We start from the raw sequence: 16824 nt of genomic DNA on the forward strand, positions 1-16824 counted from the left end.
TTGATAAACTAGCTTCTTGAGAAGGTCATCCATAACAAATGAATGATGTTCGCCTTTAAGGGTTGATGATTTAGATAGCAGGAAAAATTCCACATAACGTGGGTTGTTAGATTGAGCTTAAACGACAATAAGAAAACGCTCTCCTCAACCTGCGATAATACTTTAGAAGTTCACTCTCTATGAACACAGAACAAGATACACAAACGCAAGAAACCGTAGCTCCAGCTTTGGAAGCGGGAACGCTGCTTAAGAACAAACGAGAATCTCTTGGTTTAACGCAAAAGCAGATTTCTGATCGCTTGAAACTTCGCGTTACGCTGATCCAACAAATTGAAGAAAACCAATTCGAGTCAGATCAAGTGGCGACGTTTATGCGTGGCTATATTCGTTCATACGCGAAATACGTCAATCTTGACGAAAAAGTCGTATTGAGTGCGCTGCATCATGCCGGTGATGCTCAGCATCAAGAGCAAGAAATGTTGAGCTTTTCTCGTAAGACCAAAACCGAGAAGCACAACAGCCGTATTATGATCCTGACTTGGAGTATTTTTGCGGTCATTGCGGGTATCTCCTCACTTTGGTGGTGGCAGAACCAACAACAAGACACCCTATCTCAATCTTTAGCGAATACCGAAAGCTCAGAAGAGCTCGCGGTAGAAGAATCACTTGCCCCTGAATTCACATCTTTAGAAGTGATTGAAGCTGAACAAAATGAAGCGGGTGCTTCTGTTGTTGAAGATACTGAAGGCCTTGCTGCGATAAGCGATGCGGAAGATACTTCAGATGCTGTTACTCCAGCTGACGAAACTCCTGCACAACAAGCAACAGAGACAGAGCCAACTGCTGAAGTTGCTGCGAATGCAGAAGCGGTTGAAGCAAGCACTGCTCCTGAAGCTGTGGCTAACGAGCTAGTCATGCAGTTCTCTGCTGATTGCTGGATCCAAGTAAAAGATGCAACGGGTAAAACCTTGTCGACTGGCATCAAAAAAGCAGGTCAGTCGTTAAATCTTTCAGGAACTGCGCCATATAAAGTGATTCTAGGTGCGCCAGAAGGCGTATCAATGACATTTGCAAGTGAACCTGTCGACCTTTCTGGGTATACTTCAGGCAAAGTAGCTAGAATAACCTTACCTTAGAGTTAATATGCAACACGAATCTCCTATTATTCGTCGCAAATCAACCCGTATTTATGTGGGTGATGTGCCGATCGGTGATGGCGCACCAATTGCTGTGCAATCCATGACCAACACAAGAACAACAGATGTAGCCGCGACCGTTGCTCAAATTAGAGCTCTGGAAAAAGTTGGCGCTGATATCGTTCGCGTATCTGTACCGACTATGGATGCCGCTGAAGCCTTTAAGCTAATCAAGCAGCAGGTCTCTGTTCCTTTGGTTGCTGATATTCACTTCGACTACCGTATCGCCCTAAAAGTGGCCGAATACGGCGTTGACTGTCTGCGTATTAACCCAGGCAACATCGGTAACGAAAGCCGTATCCGCTCAGTTGTTGATTGTGCACGTGATATGAATATTCCGATTCGTATTGGTGTTAACGGCGGTTCTCTTGAGAAAGAGATCCAAGAGAAATACACAGAACCTACAGCAGAAGCGCTTGTTGAATCAGCAATGCGTCACGTAGATATCCTAGACCGTCTGAACTTTGATCAATTCAAAGTCAGCGTTAAGGCGTCTGATGTATTCCTAGCAGTCGGTTCTTACCGTTTGCTGGCTAAGCAGATTGATCAACCTCTTCACCTTGGCATTACCGAAGCGGGTGGTGCGCGTGCTGGCTCTGTGAAGTCAGCGGTAGGTTTAGGTATGCTTCTTTCTGAAGGTATCGGCGATACGCTGCGTATCTCGCTAGCGGCTGATCCGGTTGAAGAGATCAAAGTTGGCTTTGATATTCTTAAATCTTTGCGCATTCGTTCGCGTGGCATCAACTTCATTGCGTGCCCGAGCTGTTCTCGTCAAGAGTTCGATGTTATTAACACCGTTAATGCCCTTGAAGAACGCTTAGAAGACGTGATTACTCCAATGGATGTGTCAATCATCGGTTGTGTGGTTAACGGCCCTGGTGAAGCAGAAGTGTCTCACTTAGGTTTAGCCGGTAGTGCTCGTAAGAGTGCCTTCTACGAAGACGGTAAGCGTCAGAAAGAGCGCTTCGACAACGATGACCTTGTCGACAAACTTGAAGCTAAGATTCGTGCAAAAGCGTCAGTGCTTGATAAAGCAAATCGCATTGATGTAGAAAACTTAGAAGATTAATACAACGCGATGGGGTGTGATTGTCTATTCGCACTAACACCTGGTCGTGAGAAATTACGGAATAAATACTGTGGCTAAAAATATCCAAGCAATTCGAGGCATGAACGACTGCCTTCCAACTCAATCACCACTGTGGCAGAAAGTAGAAAGCGCAGTTAAAAGCGTGGTGAGCGCATACGGTTACAACGAAGTACGTATGCCTATCGTTGAAGAAACAAACCTATTTAGCCGTGCAGTTGGTGAAGAGACAGACGTTGTTTCTAAAGAGATGTACACCTTTGACGACCGCAATGGCGATAGCCTAACGCTGCGTCCAGAAGGCACAGCAGGTTGTGTTCGTTCATGTATTCAAAACAGCCTTATCAACCGTGATGAACAGCGCCTATGGTACATGGGCCCTATGTTCCGTCACGAGCGTCCTCAAAAAGGTCGTTACCGTCAATTCCACCAATGTGGTGTTGAAGTGTTTGGCCTAGACGGTCCAGACGTTGACGCAGAACTTATCATGATGACAGCACGTCTATGGCGTGAGCTAGGCATCGACAAGCACGTTCGCCTAGAGCTGAACTCAATCGGTTCTCAAGAAGATCGCGTTAGCTACCGCACTGCGTTAGTGGCTTTCCTTGAGCAACACATTGATGTGCTTGACGAAGACTGCAAACGTCGCATGCACACTAACCCTCTACGTGTACTTGATACTAAGAACCCTGATGTTCAAGCTATCTTAGGTGACGCACCTCGACTATCTGAATATCTAGGTGAAGAATCGAAGCAACATTTTGCTGGTTTGTGTGAACTTCTTGACGCTGTTGGTATCGAATACCAAGTTAATGAGCGTCTAGTACGTGGCCTAGATTACTACAACCGCACTGTATTTGAGTGGATCACAGACAGCCTTGGTGCTCAAGGTACAGTATGTGGCGGCGGTCGTTACGATGGTCTTGTTGAGCAACTAGGCGGCAAAGCAACCAATGCAGTTGGCTTCGCAATGGGTCTAGAGCGTCTGGTTCTGATGATGGAAACGCTAGAGCTAACAGAAGTTCGTCGTAGCGTTGATGTATACGTAGTTGCTGCTGGCGAAGGTACTATGATCGCGGGCATGCAGTTAGCGAATCAATTACGCGACACCGTTGAAGGCGTGCGTGTAATGAACCACTTCGGTGGTGGTAACTTCAAGAAGCAATTCAAACGTGCTGACAAAGTAGGTGCTGTTGTGGCGCTGGTACTTGGTGAGAACGAAGTTGCTGACAATACAGTTGTGCTAAAAGATCTGGTTGGCGGCGAGCAAGAAACCGTGTCTCAAACGGAAGTTGCAGAGAAAGTTGCTGCGCTAATCTAATTAGCCATTGAGCAAACGCTCATAATGAATACTAACGTCAGCACTATGCTGGCGTTTAAAGAATTAAAGAGGACAGGAAGTGGAACTTTACGATAGCGAAGAGCAACAAGTTGAAGCCATTAAAGATTGGTGGAAAGAGAACGGTAAAGCCGTAATCTTTGGTGCGGTTATTGGTTTAGGTGGTCTATTTGGCTGGCGCTATTACCAAGATTCAGTCGTTGAAGCGCGTGAAGCAGCTTCAGAAAGCTACACCTCTGTAATTTCAGCTCTTGATACTAAGGGCGTTGATGCTCAATCTGATATTCAAGCTTTCATCGACGCAAACAAAGACGCTGAGTACTCAATACTTGCAGCTATGCAATTAGCAAAAGTACAAGTGCAAGCGGGTGAGCTAGCAGCAGCACTTGAACAGCTAGAGTGGGCAAAATCGGCAACTAAGGATGCGGCACTTGCGCCACTACTTACTTACCGTGTTGCACGCATTAAAGCTGAGCAAGGTGAATTTGACGCAGCATTGACTGATCTTGCTGCTATGACTGATGAATCTTGGAAAGGCCGTGTTGCTGAACTGCGTGGTGATATCTCACTTCGTAAAGGCGACACTGACGCAGCATACAGTGCTTACACAGAAGCACAGCAAGCTGTTGATGCTAGCCAAACGCTTCAAATCAAACTTGACGACCTAGCTAAATAAGGCGCTTTGAATGAAGAAGATGTTTCCAAAAGCGGCGTTGTGTGCGATTGCTCTTGGCCTACTAGCTGGCTGTGCGGGTGAAGAAGACACCGTAATCATGGCTCCAGTACCAACGGTAAACAGCGAGTTCACTCCTAGTCAGGAATGGTCTACGTCGGTTGGTGATGGTGTTGGTCACTACTTTTCAAAACTAACGCCAGAATTGGCTTACGACAAAGTGTTTGTTGCAAGCCGTGAAGGTATGGTTAAAGCGCTTGATCCTGATACAGGTAAAGAGCTGTGGAAAGTCGATCTTGAGAAAGACGTACTGGCTCGTTTATCGGGTGGCTTAACGGCGGCTTACGGTAAAGTATTTGTTGGTTCTGAAAATGGCGAAGTGATCGCACTGGAAGAATCGACCGGTGAAGAGCTGTGGCGTGTATCAGTGAATGGCGAGGTGCTTGCATCCCCAGCAACTGATAGCAACATGGTCATTGTTCATACCAGTCGCGGTATGTTGATCGCGCTAGATCAAGCAAGTGGCGAACAAAAGTGGACCATCAGTACTGAAGTGCCAAGCCTAACACTCCGTGGCGATAGCTCACCGGTTGCGGTTTCTGGTGGTGTATTCTGGGGTACAGCAAATGGTCGTCTAGCTGCGGCTATCGTTGACCGTGGTCAGCTTATTTGGCAACAGCCAGTAGGTACGCCAAAAGGCGCAACGGAAATCGATCGCTTGGTTGATGTTGATGCATCTCCAATTGTTCTCGGTGGCACCCTGTATACCGTAGGTATCAATGGTCAGCTGATTGCAATTGACCTTCGTTCTGGTAAGCCAATTTGGAAGCGTAACTACTCGTCAGCGATTGATTTAGCAAGTGATGGCAGCCGTTTGTTCGTTGTTACCGACAAAGACCATGTGGTTGCGGTTGATGCTCGTAGTGGTACTGAACTGTGGAGCACTCCATTGTTAGAAAACCGCTTACTGACAGCACCTGCTATTATTAATGGTTATGTAGTCGTGGGTGACACAGAAGGTTACCTGCACTGGTTAGATCGTTCATCGGGTGAGTTTGTTGCTCAACAGCTTGTCGATGATAGCGGCTTTGCGGTTGCACCAATTGAACTGCCTGAAGGCTACTTAGTGACGACTCGCAATGGCGATGTAAAGAAACTAACGATTAGCCAATAAAAGCGTGATATAATTCACAGTCGGCTCCTGGTTGGTAACAGCCAGGAGCCGTTTTGTTGTTAAAAATTAATAAACCGTGTGGTTATAGGTAAGAGTTTAAACTTGCGAACAAGTGCTTACCTATAACTACATTTAGAGAAGAAATTGTAGAGGTTGTTATGGTACCTGTTGTTGCTCTAGTAGGGCGTCCGAACGTAGGTAAATCTACGTTATTTAACCGATTGACTCGAACTCGTGATGCATTGGTTGCGGATTTCCCTGGCTTAACGCGTGACCGTAAATACGGCCATGCTCATTTTAGCGAGCATGACTTTATTGTTATTGACACTGGCGGTATCGACGGTACCGAAGAAGGTGTTGAAACTAAAATGGCTGAACAGTCGCTAGCAGCGATTGATGAAGCTGATGTTGTTCTATTTATGGTAGATGGCCGTGCTGGTCTAACACCATCTGATGTAGCGATTGCTAAGCACCTACGTCAACTAGAAAAGCCTTCAATGCTAGTAGTAAACAAGGTTGATGGTATCGACCCTGATGCTGCAAGTGCTGACTTCTGGCAACTAGGTGTAGAAGACATGTACCAAATCGCTGCGGCGCACGGTCGTGGCGTTACTGCACTGATTGACCTTGCTCTTAACCCATTCGCAGAAGCGCTAAAAGCGGAAAATGGCGAAGTAAGCGATCTAACTGAGTTTGAAGACGAAGAAGAAGAGCAGGTTGAATTTACAGAAGAAGAAGCTGAAGAAGAATTCAAGCGTCTTCAAGATCAACCAATCAAGCTAGCGATCATTGGCCGTCCTAACGTAGGTAAATCAACACTAACTAACCGTATTCTTGGTGAAGAACGTGTGGTTGTTTACGATATGCCAGGCACAACTCGTGACTCTATCTATATCCCAATGCAACGTGATGAGCGTGAATACGTTCTAATCGATACTGCGGGTGTTCGTCGTCGTAAAAACATCAACGAAACGGTAGAGAAGTTCTCAGTAGTTAAAACACTGAAAGCGATTGAAGATGCCAACGTTGTATTGCTGCTTATCGATGCTCGCGAAAACATCTCTGATCAAGATCTAAGCTTGTTAGGCTTTGCGTTGAACGCGGGTCGTTCAATTGTTATTGCTGTAAACAAGTGGGATGGCCTAGATAACGACGTGAAAGAACGCGTTAAGAAAGAGCTAGACCGTCGCTTAGGTTTCGTTGATTTCGCACGTATTCACTTTATCTCTGCACTTCACGGTACTGGTGTTGGTCACTTGTTTGAGTCTGTACAAGAAGCTTACAAGTCAGCGACGACTCGTGTTGGTACTTCTGTGCTAACTCGTATCATGAAGATGGCGACTGATGATCACCAACCGCCTATGGTTCGTGGCCGTCGTGTGAAACTGAAATACGCGCACGCTGGTGGCTACAACCCACCGATTATCGTTATCCACGGTAACCAAGTTCGTAATTTGCCAGATTCATACAAACGATTCTTGATGAACTACTACCGTCGTTCACTAGAAATTATGGGGACACCTATTCGCATTCAGTTCCAGAACAGCGAGAACCCATTTGAAGCTAAGACAAACAAGCTGACCATTTCTCAAGAACGTAAACGTAAGCGTATGATGAGCATGGTTAAAGGTCGTAAGTAAACCTTTCCAATAGATTTGATACCCGAGCCTGTCTCGGGTATTTTTTTAAGCAAAATTCACGTTAAGCCATAACAATACGTTTTTATCATCATGGCTTAACGAATCAGACTAGATTCCAAAAGAAGAACGATATGACTACTAGCGATTTGATTACACCTGCGTCAGCAATCACAGCAACCATTACTCAATTTTGTCATCAGGCTTGGCAGCTCAACGCAAAGGCGCTGCATGTTGAAAGTGACGACAGCAAAACTTACCTGATCACCGAAGTAACACCTTTCCACCCTGTGAGTTATATTTGGCCAGATCACCCTGCAGACCAAGGCTTTGTGAATGTCGGTGACGTGCAATATCCCGTTGATGACTGTCTTGTTGGTGCAATAGAACAATCTACTGGCAAGCTTCATATCGCAGCAGATATCCCTGTTAAGCGTGATACAGAAGGGTGGGCGTTTGTGGTTGTCCACCAGCTACCCGCATCTGCTTCTATGATTAAGGTTAGCGACGAAGTCGTGTTGTCGGTTGATAAAGAGTATCAAGCCAGTTTGAGCCGTGGTCACAGTGCTGGCCACATCGCTTTTCTAGCCCTGAATAAAGTATTGGCTGAAAGCTACTGGCGTAAAGATGCGGACAGAAAAGATCCGCTTGGCAGTTACGACTTCAATAGCTACGCACAAGTGACGAGCTTTGTGACTCCAGAGCTGTGTACCGATAAGTATCGATTAGGCAAAACCCTGAAGAAGCGCGGTTTGAACGTTGCAGACATGCTAGCAAACCTAGATGGCATTGAAGCTGACATCAACCAGATGATTGCGGGCTGGCTTGCAGAGCCGACACCAGTTGCGATGCGACTGGAAGGCGAGACATTAACAGACTCTCGCTATTGGGAATGGCAGTTGGATGCCGACACTTTGGTGTCGATTCCGTGTGGTGGTACTCACATTGAGAACACCTCAGAACTTAAGGCATTATCCGTTAAGTTAACCCAGCTAGATGACCAGCATATTGAAATGCTGACGCATGTAATTCGATGATTTAGACTACAGATCGAAATGCCTTGTGCTGTTTGTTTTGTTTTTTAATGTCACTTTCAATATAAATGACTGTTTAAAATTGAAATGCAGCACATGTAACTTATGCTTTCGGTGTGTGGTGATATAAATATTCTTTTTGGGGTAGATCGCTGATCAAAATAGATAAAGCGAAAGATCAACCTATGATCTTCGGTTGTGTGTGGTACTAACTTAGTGTGTTATTATTAACCAATAACAAGCTTGCATAAGAACAAGCTGTACCCAATTACACAATTGAAAGCTTTAGCGAATGGAACAACAATTTTTATTAGAAGGCCACCGAGCAGTCAATAGTTTGCTTCGGAAGCTTGCCCTTGGGATGGATCGCAAGGACTTAAACCATAAGATCATTCAGCTTACTGAGCTGCTTTTTGGTCAGCGTATGGCTTCAATCTTACTGCTCAACTCCGAATCAAAGACTCTACATCTTGAATATGCCCCCAACCTGCCTGATTTCTACAATCAACAGATAGAAGGGGTGGGAATTGGTGCCGGGATTGGTTCCTGTGGTGAGGCAGCTGCGCTTAAGAAAGCAGTGATGGTCTCCAATATAAATGCACACCCAAACTGGGCGCCTTTCTTAGCCTTAACCAGCCAAGCCAATCTGCATGCCTGTTGGTCGGTACCCATTATCTCGTCGCGCGGTAATGTTTTGGGTACCTTTGCTATTTATAGTCAGTACATCTCTGAACCACATGAATTTGAGCTCGAGATCTTAGAGCTATTAGCGTCTCTGTATTCGGTCGCACTAGAGAAGTTTGAGCTGGAGAATCAGCTTAACTTTTTCGCCAATCGTGATTCTCTAACTCACTGTTTGAATCGTCGGGCATTGTTCAATGAAGCCGAAAAAGTGTTAACTAAGCGCTGTTTTGCACAAAAGGTGATGGCGTGTCTGTTTGTTGATGTCGATAAGTTCAAATCGATAAATGATACCTATGGCCACAGTTTCGGTGACGATGTGTTGTTGGCGGTTGCTGAGGTTCTTGATGAGGCAACTACAGCCTGTGCCAAGATAGGACGTTATGGTGGTGATGAGTTTGTGGTGTTCTCTTGTTTTGATGATCAAGAAAGCGTTGTTAGCTTCTATCACAGCTTAGAAAAAGCACTGCAACAAGCGCTTTATATCAATGATGTGCAGTTTTCAGTGAGTGTCGGGCTTTCTTGTGAGAAAGAGCCTCAAGGATTAGACCAGTTGATTGCACAAGCTGATAAGAACATGTACCAAATCAAGCAAGCTAAATCCCAGCAGTAGTAGATTGTAAACAGAGTAGTGAATTAGGAAATGCTAATGAGTGAAAATATCTGCCCTAAGTGTCAGTCTGAGCTTGGTTGGGATGGTAAATATCATTGTGAAACTTGTCAGGCTCACTTTACTAAAGTTGGGTTTTGCCCTGAATGCCGCTGCCAACTTGAGAAGCTTCAAGCCTGTGGTGCCGCGAGCTATTTTTGCAATGGCGATTGCAACGAGCTTAAGTCTAAATCGAGAGTAAAATTCGAATTCCAACCAGCGGAATAGCCTTAAACTGCATGGTTTGAACGACTATCGGTGATGTTATACCAGAGACTCAATACTAAAGTGTTGGGTCTTTTTTGTATCTGAAGAACAGGAATGTGTCATCTTGGTTCATTCTTATCGCCGCTGCACCAGTATGAAACATAGTTACATGATTACTATGCACTCTACTGGTGTGAGTTAATTTTAAATTCTATTAATACAATAGCTTATAAATAAACTTGTTGATTTATAAGTTTGGCACTCTTCTTGTAACTCTGTAATTGAATAACAAAAATACAATTATGGAGTACTATCATGAACAAGGTGTTCAATTTATCGCTAGCTGCACTGTGTACAACACTTTCATTTTCTTCTGCTACCGTGCTTGCGGCTGATGAGACCATCAAGGTCGGCGTTCTACATTCACTGTCTGGTACTATGGCGATCAGTGAAACAACGCTAAAAGATACCGTGCTAATGCTCATCGAAGAGCAGAACAAAAAGGGCGGTTTGCTTGGTAAGAAGCTAGAGCCTGTCGTGGTTGACCCTGCGTCAAACTGGCCGCTATTTGCTGAGAAAGCGCGTGAGCTTATCGAAAAAGAGAAAGTGGATGTGGTGTTCGGTGGTTGGACGTCGGTATCACGTAAATCCATGCTACCTGTCTTTGAAGAACTCAACAGCATCCTTTTCTACCCAGTACAGTATGAAGGTGAAGAGTCTTCTAAAAACGTTTTCTACACCGGTGCCGCGCCAAACCAACAAGCGATCCCAGCAGTGGATTACTTGATGGAAGAGCTTGAAGTCGAGCGCTGGGTACTTGCAGGTACCGATTACGTTTATCCACGTACAACCAATAAGATCTTAGAAGCCTACCTAAAAGATAAAGGTGTCGCAGAAGAAGACATCATGATCAACTACACGCCATTTGGTCACTCTGATTGGCAATCTATCGTTTCAGACATCAAAAAGTTCGGTGAAGCTGGCAAGAAAACCGCTGTGGTTTCTACTGTAAACGGCGATGCGAACGTACCTTTCTATAAAGAGCTAGGCGCTCAAGGCATTTCATCTGAAGACATCCCAGTTATTGCATTCTCTGTTGGTGAAGAAGAACTGTCAGGCATGGACACAGAACCATTGGTTGGTCATCTAGCGGCATGGAACTACTTCATGAGTGTTGATACTGAAGCTAATGAAGAGTTCGTTGAAACGTGGCAGTCGTTCATCAAGAGTGAAAAGCGTGTCACCAATGACCCAATGGAAGCGCACTATGTTGGCTTCAATATGTGGGCTCAAGCGGTCACTAATGCGGGCACAACCGATCCTGAATCTGTGCAAGATGCCTTGATTGGCGTGTCTGTACCTAACCTTTCTGGCGGCTACTCTACCATGCTGCCAAACCACCACATTACTAAACCAGTCCTGATCGGTGAAATCCAAGACGATGGTCAATTCGATATCGTTTGGGAAACCACTGGACTAGTGGCGGGTGATGCTTGGTCGAGTTACTTACCTGAATCGGCAAAACTGTTCTCTAGCTGGTCGAAGCCATTCTCATGTGGTGCGTTTAACGTCGAAACGAAGAAGTGTTCTGGCGGTAACTAGATCGTCAATTCAGGAATATTGAGCCTTCCGGTTTGGGAAGAACGCGTCTGTTTAACGGGCGAAGCGAACGGAAGGCTCATCGTTTCAGGTAACAACCACTATCCACACATCCTCCAAGTAAAAATAACAATATCTAACTTGGTTGGTTAAGGAAGCAGGGATGAAAAACGTATTAAACGTATTTAAAGCGCTGTTGCTCATGGCAGTCAGTGCTCAGTTGGCTTTTGCTGGAATAACGGATGAAGCTAGCTTTACCAAGGCGCTAGTTGGTAAGAAAACATCGGATAAAGAATTAGCTATCGATTGGGTGATTGAGACGCAAACGGAAGATGTGTCGAAAGCTATTTTAGATGGCTGGTTAAACGGAAACCTTTACTACTTCAATGAGAAACAGAGCGATCAGTACAAACAGCTCTACCTCATTCAAAGTATCAAAACAGCGACGTCAGCTCAGTCAGTATGGGATGATTCAACGCTTAATATCGAGAATGCGAGACAGTTTAAAAAGGTTCGTGTGAATAACAAACTTCGCGGGATATTACGCGGGGAAATAGCCTCGATTGGACTGAACAGCGGTAACCCTGATGTGCGTTATAAGGCGGTTTTGGATTTGTTAGGAACCAAAGACGCTGACATTATCGAACGACTAACTGAACTCAGAGCCAATGAATCAGATGGCAAAGTAGCTGAGCTAATGGATTTGTCGTTAGCGATTGCCACTTCTCTTAATAACAGTGCCACCATTGAAGATCGTGTGGCTTCAATTGAACGAGTTGGCGACTTCAAACACTCGGTCGTTCTGAAAACACTGAACCAACTACTGAACAGTGAGCAAGATCCAAGCATTACCGCTGCAGCAGAACGTGCGATGGATAGCTATCAACAAAGCCAAGCACTCTATTCGGGTGTAGAAACAGTATTCTTCGGTTTGAGTTTAGGCTCGGTATTGGTACTGGCAGGCATTGGCTTAGCGATTACCTTTGGTGTGATGGGCGTTATCAACATGGCTCATGGCGAGCTGATCATGATTGGCGCTTACACCACCTACGTATTGCAGTTGTTGATGCCGAATCATATTGGCCTAGCGCTGATACTTTCCATTCCAGCGGCATTCATTGTTTCTGGCTTAGTGGGCATTGCGATTGAGCGAAGTGTGATTCGTCATCTTTATGGTCGCCCATTGGAAACCTTACTCGCGACCTTTGGTATTAGCTTAATCTTGCAGCAGGCTGTTCGTTCTATTTTCTCTCCTTTGAACCGCTCAGTGAGCACGCCTGAATGGATGTCTGGAGCACTTCAATTAAACCCAATGTTGTCCCTGACCTACAACCGCCTTTACATCATTCTCTTCTGTGGTTTGGTGTTTATGGGCTTATTAATGGTTCTGAAAAAGACACCACTAGGTTTGCAGGTTCGTGCGGTTTCTCAAAACCGTGGCATGGCTCGTGCGATGGGTATTCGTTCAGAGCGAGTTGATGCGATGACCTTCGGTTTAGGCTCTGGCGTTGCGGGTGTTGCAGGTGTGGCACTGTCTCAACTGACCAACGTTGGCCCTAATATGGGACAGGCGTACATCATCGACTCATTCATGGTGGTGGTATTCGGCGGTGTTGGCAACCTATGGGGCACGCTAGTCGCAGGCTTAAGCCTTGGTCTGTTCAATAAAATTTTAGAACCATGGGCTGGTGCGGTTCTCGCCAAGATTCTGGTACTGGTTTTCATCATTCTATTTATTCAAAAACGCCCACGCGGACTCTTCCCGCAACGTGGTCGTGCGGCTGAAGGTTAAGGACAACATCATGCAGTCAAAATCATTTGTACTTTCGGCAATGCGTGGTGACAAAGGTGGCCAACTGACCATCCTTGCCATTCTAGCGGCCGTTATTCTTATCCCACTGGCTAACACCATGTTACCAAGTGGGCACCCGCTCCATGTAGAGACTTTTACTATCTCGCTGATGGGCAAATATCTGAGCTACGCAATGTTGGCGTTGGCGCTCGATCTGGTGTGGGGCTATCTCGGAATCTTGAGCCTTGGCCACGGTGCTTTCTTTGCGCTTGGTGGTTATGCGATGGGCATGTACTTGATGCGTCAGATTGGTGACCGTGGGGTTTATGGTGATCCAGTCTTACCAGATTTCATGGTGTTCCTTGATTGGTCTGCGTTGCCTTGGTTCTGGCAGGGCTTTGACCAGTTCTGGTTTGCTTGCCTGATGGTGGTGCTAGTGCCGGGCGCATTGGCTTACTTGTTCGGTTATTTAGCTTTCCGCTCTCGTGTGTCCGGGGTGTATCTTTCTATCATGACTCAGGCATTAACTTACGCATTGATGCTGGCATTTTTCCGCAACGAAATGGGCTTTGGTGGCAACAACGGACTGACGGATTTCAAAGACATCATCGGTCTGAGTTTGCAGAGTGATGCGGTCAAGATAGGTCTGTTTGTCGCGACTGGTATTGCGCTCATTCTCAGTTACATCGTCTGTCGCATGGTAGTGACCAGTCGATTGGGGCGTGTGGCACTGGCGATTCGTGATACCGAGTCTCGCACTCGCTTTATGGGTTACGACGTCGATGGCATCAAGCTATGGGTATTTGTACTGTCTGCGGTTATCGCAGGTATTGCGGGTGCTTTATATGTTCCTCAAGTCGGCATCATCAACCCTGGAGAGTTTGCACCGCTTAACTCGATTGAGATTGTGGTTTGGGTTGCCTTGGGCGGTCGCGCCACTCTGTTTGGTGCCATCGTTGGTGCTCTGATCATCAACTACGCCAAGAGCTGGTTTACGGTTGAATTCCCTGAGGTGTGGCTTTTCGCTCTCGGTGGTCTATTCGTTCTCTCGACCATGTACTTCCCACAGGGTGTGATTGGTTTTGTCAGTGAAAGGTGGCAACAGCTACGCAAAGCATCGAATTCAAAAGACGCAGGACAAGAGCAGGATGATCAGCATAAAGCTAAGGAGGTGATCGCATGACTAAATTCAACAGCGTGAAAGAATCGGTTCAGGCGTTCACTCGTCGAGATGAAGTCTTCGATTACCTCAAGCCCGATATTCATCCCGCCATCGATACCCGTCATAACGTGCTGCTGTATGTAGAAGGGGTGAATAAGAACTTCGATGGCTTCCAAGCGATAAACGACCTCAACCTCTACATCAAAGAGGGAGAGCTACGCTGTATCATAGGTCCTAATGGCGCAGGTAAAACCACCATGATGGACATTATCACAGGTAAAACTAAGCCAGACACCGGCGAGGTGTGGTTGGGTTCGAACATCAACTTATTGAAGATGAACGAAGCCGAAATCGCCAATGCAGGCGTTGGGCGTAAATTCCAAAAACCGACCGTGATTGAGTGTTTAACTGTGTGGCAGAACCTTGAATTAGCCATGGCCGGTGACCGCTCAGTGTGGGCGACGTTCACCGCTGTGATGTCTGGTGAACAGAAAGACAAATTGACCTCGGTACTTGAGCTGATTCATTTAAAAGACGAAGCGGCGAATTTGGCAGGTAACCTGTCTCACGGACAAAAGCAGTGGTTAGAGATCGGCATGCTATTGATGCAAAACCCTAAGCTGTTGCTGGTGGATGAACCCGTGGCAGGTATGACTCACCAAGAAATGGATCGCACCTCTGAGTTACTTAACTCACTGGCAGGTAAGCACTCGGTTGTGGTCGTTGAACACGATATGGATTTCGTTCGTTCTATCGCCAGCCATGTCACCGTGCTTCATCAAGGTCATGTGTTGGCTGAAGGCACCATGGATCAAGTGCAGGCTCACCCTGAAGTTAAACAAGTTTATCTCGGAGAATAGGATGCTAGAGGTTAAATCAGTTAATCAATATTACGGTGAGAGCCACACGCTGTGGGATTTGGATATGCAGATCCCAGAAGGTAAATGCACGGTGCTAATGGGGCGAAATGGTGTCGGTAAAACCACCTTACTGCAATGCATTATGGGGTTGGTGAAGGTTGAAAGCGGTGACATCTCCTTATCGGGTGAGTCACTTTTGAAAACCGATGCCGAGGACCGTCCACGCCAAGGGATCGGCTATGTACCGCAAGGTCGCCAGATCTTCCCAATGCTCACTGTTCAAGAAAATCTAGAGGTCGGTTTACCGATTCGTAAAAAGGGTGACCGCAAGATCCCTGAATTCATCTTCGATATTTTCCCAGTGTTAAAAGAGATGCTACATCGTCGCGGTGGTGATTTATCGGGTGGCCAGCAGCAACAGCTAGCGATTGGGCGTGCGCTGGTGGTTAATCCAAAGCTATTGATCTTGGATGAGCCGACGGAGGGTATTCAACCCAATATTGTGCAAGAGATTGGCGACATCATTCGCATGCTCAACGAGAAAATGGGGCTCACGGTTCTGTTGGTTGAACAGAAGCTGCCGTTTGCAAGAAAGGTCGGTGACCGTTTTTGCATTATCGACCGTGGACGCCAAGTGGCAGAAGGTGAAATGACAGGGCTCGATGAGTCCTTGATAAAGGAGTACCTAACCGTATGAATTCTCTCTTTTCTCCGAATGAAGTAAGCAAGGCTTCTTTAGTAGAAGCTTTATCTTTGAATGAGACCATCGAACAAGATATTCGTGATGGTTGGCAAGCGAGTTTAAACCTCACCTTTGTCGATCGAGGTGATAAAACCGTATTAAAGAATCGTCAGCAGTCTGGTCCGTTTGCGGTGCAACGCCCCCTGTATCCTGATGGGGAAACGTGTCACACCTACTTACTCCATCCCCCCGGCGGAGTGGTAGGTGGTGACACTCTCAATATTAACGTGAATCTTGAGCACGGTGCTCACGCGTTGATTACCACACCCGGTGCGACCAAGTTTTATCGCTCAAACAACAAGTACGCCAAGCAGAAGCAGACCCTACGAGTGAAGAAAGATGCACGCTTGGAATGGATGCCGCAAGAGAACATCTTTTTCCCGAATGCACACGTTCGTTTAGATACTGAAATTCGCCTAGAAAAGGGTGCACAGTTTTGGGGTTGGGAGATGCACTGTTTTGGACGCCCTGCACAGAATGAGGGATTCGAGCATGGTCATCTCGTTGGGAAAACAGAAATCTATCTTGATAATCAAAGGCTTCTGACTGAAGGCTTTAATTTTCATGGTGGCGATAAGTTAATGATAAATATGGGGTTACTTGATTATTCAATGATGGGAACCTTTTATATCACCTCAAATGAGAAGCAAGATCTAGAGTTGGTACAGAGCTTGCTCATATCTATTACACAGCAAGCTTCACAGCAATCAGTTACATCAAAAACGTCGAGTGAACCCACATTAATATTGGGTGCTACTCAGATAGAAGGATTGATTGTGGTGCGAGCCTTGGGTAATTGGAGTGAAGATATCCTCCAAGCCTTTGGTCAGATTTGGCAAGCAACTCGCTCTCATTTATGTGGTACGACTCCTGATTTACCAAGGATTTGGGCGACTTAGCGATTAGCCCTTTTTGTACCTAGGGTGACTTCCGACCCTAGGTACATTTTTTCAAGCTTGCTGTGATTGAATCCCACTTACTGCTCATGCGTT

At 46.0% G+C, this 16824-nt stretch carries 15 protein-coding genes; all 15 read left to right on the forward strand.

Features of this window, described 5'->3' with window-relative positions; genetic code table 11:
* Nucleotides 1-179: 179 nt before the first annotated feature.
* The 15 genes from rodZ to AB4585_RS14950 all read left to right on the forward strand — a co-directional run bounded on the left by rodZ (nucleotide 180) and on the right by AB4585_RS14950 (nucleotide 16731).
* Nucleotides 180-1136: a cytoskeleton protein RodZ gene (gene rodZ, locus AB4585_RS14880; RefSeq protein WP_372147193.1), complete on the forward strand. Its 957-nt coding sequence runs from the start codon at nucleotides 180-182 to the stop codon at nucleotides 1134-1136.
* A gap of 7 nt (nucleotides 1137-1143) precedes the next feature.
* A complete protein-coding gene (gene ispG / locus AB4585_RS14885; protein ID WP_009848294.1) occupies nucleotides 1144-2265 on the forward strand; it encodes a flavodoxin-dependent (E)-4-hydroxy-3-methylbut-2-enyl-diphosphate synthase in 1122 nt (373 codons plus the stop codon).
* A gap of 70 nt (nucleotides 2266-2335) precedes the next feature.
* A complete protein-coding gene (gene hisS / locus AB4585_RS14890; protein ID WP_004735105.1) occupies nucleotides 2336-3604 on the forward strand; it encodes a histidine--tRNA ligase in 1269 nt (422 codons plus the stop codon).
* Nucleotides 3605-3683: 79 nt separating this feature from the next.
* On the forward strand, nucleotides 3684-4298 hold the full coding sequence (locus AB4585_RS14895) for a YfgM family protein (RefSeq protein WP_372154811.1): 615 nt from the start codon (nucleotides 3684-3686) through the stop codon (nucleotides 4296-4298).
* 10 nt (nucleotides 4299-4308) lie between these two features.
* Nucleotides 4309-5469 (forward strand): outer membrane protein assembly factor BamB, encoded by a 1161-nt coding sequence (bamB, locus tag AB4585_RS14900; protein WP_048613470.1) that lies wholly within the window; start codon nucleotides 4309-4311, stop codon nucleotides 5467-5469.
* Nucleotides 5470-5627: 158 nt separating this feature from the next.
* Nucleotides 5628-7109: a ribosome biogenesis GTPase Der gene (gene der / locus AB4585_RS14905; protein WP_017629857.1), complete on the forward strand. Its 1482-nt coding sequence runs from the start codon at nucleotides 5628-5630 to the stop codon at nucleotides 7107-7109.
* Between the two features lie 131 nt (nucleotides 7110-7240).
* The gene (locus AB4585_RS14910) at nucleotides 7241-8143 is read left to right on the forward strand and encodes an alanyl-tRNA editing protein (RefSeq protein WP_372170134.1); all 903 of its coding nucleotides are present in this window, start codon (nucleotides 7241-7243) and stop codon (nucleotides 8141-8143) included.
* A 289-nt stretch (nucleotides 8144-8432) separates the two neighbouring features.
* A complete protein-coding gene (locus AB4585_RS14915; RefSeq protein ID WP_102431876.1) occupies nucleotides 8433-9434 on the forward strand; it encodes a sensor domain-containing diguanylate cyclase in 1002 nt (333 codons plus the stop codon).
* A gap of 36 nt (nucleotides 9435-9470) precedes the next feature.
* Entirely contained in the window at nucleotides 9471-9698 is a 228-nt protein-coding gene (locus AB4585_RS14920; RefSeq protein WP_102431877.1) for a zinc ribbon domain-containing protein, read from the forward strand.
* A 294-nt stretch (nucleotides 9699-9992) separates the two neighbouring features.
* Nucleotides 9993-11279: an urea ABC transporter substrate-binding protein gene (gene urtA, locus AB4585_RS14925; protein WP_076650847.1), complete on the forward strand. Its 1287-nt coding sequence runs from the start codon at nucleotides 9993-9995 to the stop codon at nucleotides 11277-11279.
* A gap of 160 nt (nucleotides 11280-11439) precedes the next feature.
* The gene (gene urtB, locus AB4585_RS14930) at nucleotides 11440-13068 is read left to right on the forward strand and encodes an urea ABC transporter permease subunit UrtB (protein ID WP_372170138.1); all 1629 of its coding nucleotides are present in this window, start codon (nucleotides 11440-11442) and stop codon (nucleotides 13066-13068) included.
* Between the two features lie 10 nt (nucleotides 13069-13078).
* A complete protein-coding gene (urtC, locus tag AB4585_RS14935; RefSeq protein ID WP_136974072.1) occupies nucleotides 13079-14251 on the forward strand; it encodes an urea ABC transporter permease subunit UrtC in 1173 nt (390 codons plus the stop codon).
* Nucleotides 14248-15090: an urea ABC transporter ATP-binding protein UrtD gene (urtD, locus tag AB4585_RS14940; RefSeq protein WP_105059085.1), complete on the forward strand. Its 843-nt coding sequence runs from the start codon at nucleotides 14248-14250 to the stop codon at nucleotides 15088-15090. The genes urtC and urtD overlap by 4 nt, the downstream gene beginning before the upstream one ends.
* A gap of 1 nt (nucleotide 15091) precedes the next feature.
* Nucleotides 15092-15787 carry an urea ABC transporter ATP-binding subunit UrtE gene (gene urtE / locus AB4585_RS14945; RefSeq protein WP_017062505.1) on the forward strand — a complete coding sequence of 232 codons (696 nt, stop codon included), beginning with the start codon at nucleotides 15092-15094 and terminating at the stop codon, nucleotides 15785-15787.
* Nucleotides 15784-16731 carry an urease accessory protein UreD gene (locus AB4585_RS14950; protein WP_136974073.1) on the forward strand — a complete coding sequence of 316 codons (948 nt, stop codon included), beginning with the start codon at nucleotides 15784-15786 and terminating at the stop codon, nucleotides 16729-16731. Before urtE ends, AB4585_RS14950 begins: the two co-directional genes overlap by 4 nt.
* Nucleotides 16732-16824 lie beyond the last annotated feature (93 nt).

The sequence above is a fragment of the Vibrio sp. 10N.222.49.C9 genome, from assembly GCF_041474985.1.
Taxonomy (GTDB): domain Bacteria; phylum Pseudomonadota; class Gammaproteobacteria; order Enterobacterales; family Vibrionaceae; genus Vibrio; species Vibrio crassostreae_C.

Coding starts and splice junctions, on each gene's coding strand:
- rodZ (WP_372147193.1), top strand. CDS start 180: ATGAACACAGAACAAGATACACAAACGCAAGAAACCGTAGCTCCAGCT.
- ispG (WP_009848294.1), top strand. CDS start 1,144: ATGCAACACGAATCTCCTATTATTCGTCGCAAATCAACCCGTATTTAT.
- bamB (WP_048613470.1), top strand. CDS start 4,309: ATGAAGAAGATGTTTCCAAAAGCGGCGTTGTGTGCGATTGCTCTTGGC.
- der (WP_017629857.1), top strand. CDS start 5,628: ATGGTACCTGTTGTTGCTCTAGTAGGGCGTCCGAACGTAGGTAAATCT.
- AB4585_RS14910 (WP_372170134.1), top strand. CDS start 7,241: ATGACTACTAGCGATTTGATTACACCTGCGTCAGCAATCACAGCAACC.
- AB4585_RS14915 (WP_102431876.1), top strand. CDS start 8,433: ATGGAACAACAATTTTTATTAGAAGGCCACCGAGCAGTCAATAGTTTG.
- AB4585_RS14920 (WP_102431877.1), top strand. CDS start 9,471: ATGAGTGAAAATATCTGCCCTAAGTGTCAGTCTGAGCTTGGTTGGGAT.
- urtA (WP_076650847.1), top strand. CDS start 9,993: ATGAACAAGGTGTTCAATTTATCGCTAGCTGCACTGTGTACAACACTT.
- urtB (WP_372170138.1), top strand. CDS start 11,440: ATGAAAAACGTATTAAACGTATTTAAAGCGCTGTTGCTCATGGCAGTC.
- urtC (WP_136974072.1), top strand. CDS start 13,079: ATGCAGTCAAAATCATTTGTACTTTCGGCAATGCGTGGTGACAAAGGT.
- urtD (WP_105059085.1), top strand. CDS start 14,248: ATGACTAAATTCAACAGCGTGAAAGAATCGGTTCAGGCGTTCACTCGT.
- urtE (WP_017062505.1), top strand. CDS start 15,092: ATGCTAGAGGTTAAATCAGTTAATCAATATTACGGTGAGAGCCACACG.
- AB4585_RS14950 (WP_136974073.1), top strand. CDS start 15,784: ATGAATTCTCTCTTTTCTCCGAATGAAGTAAGCAAGGCTTCTTTAGTA.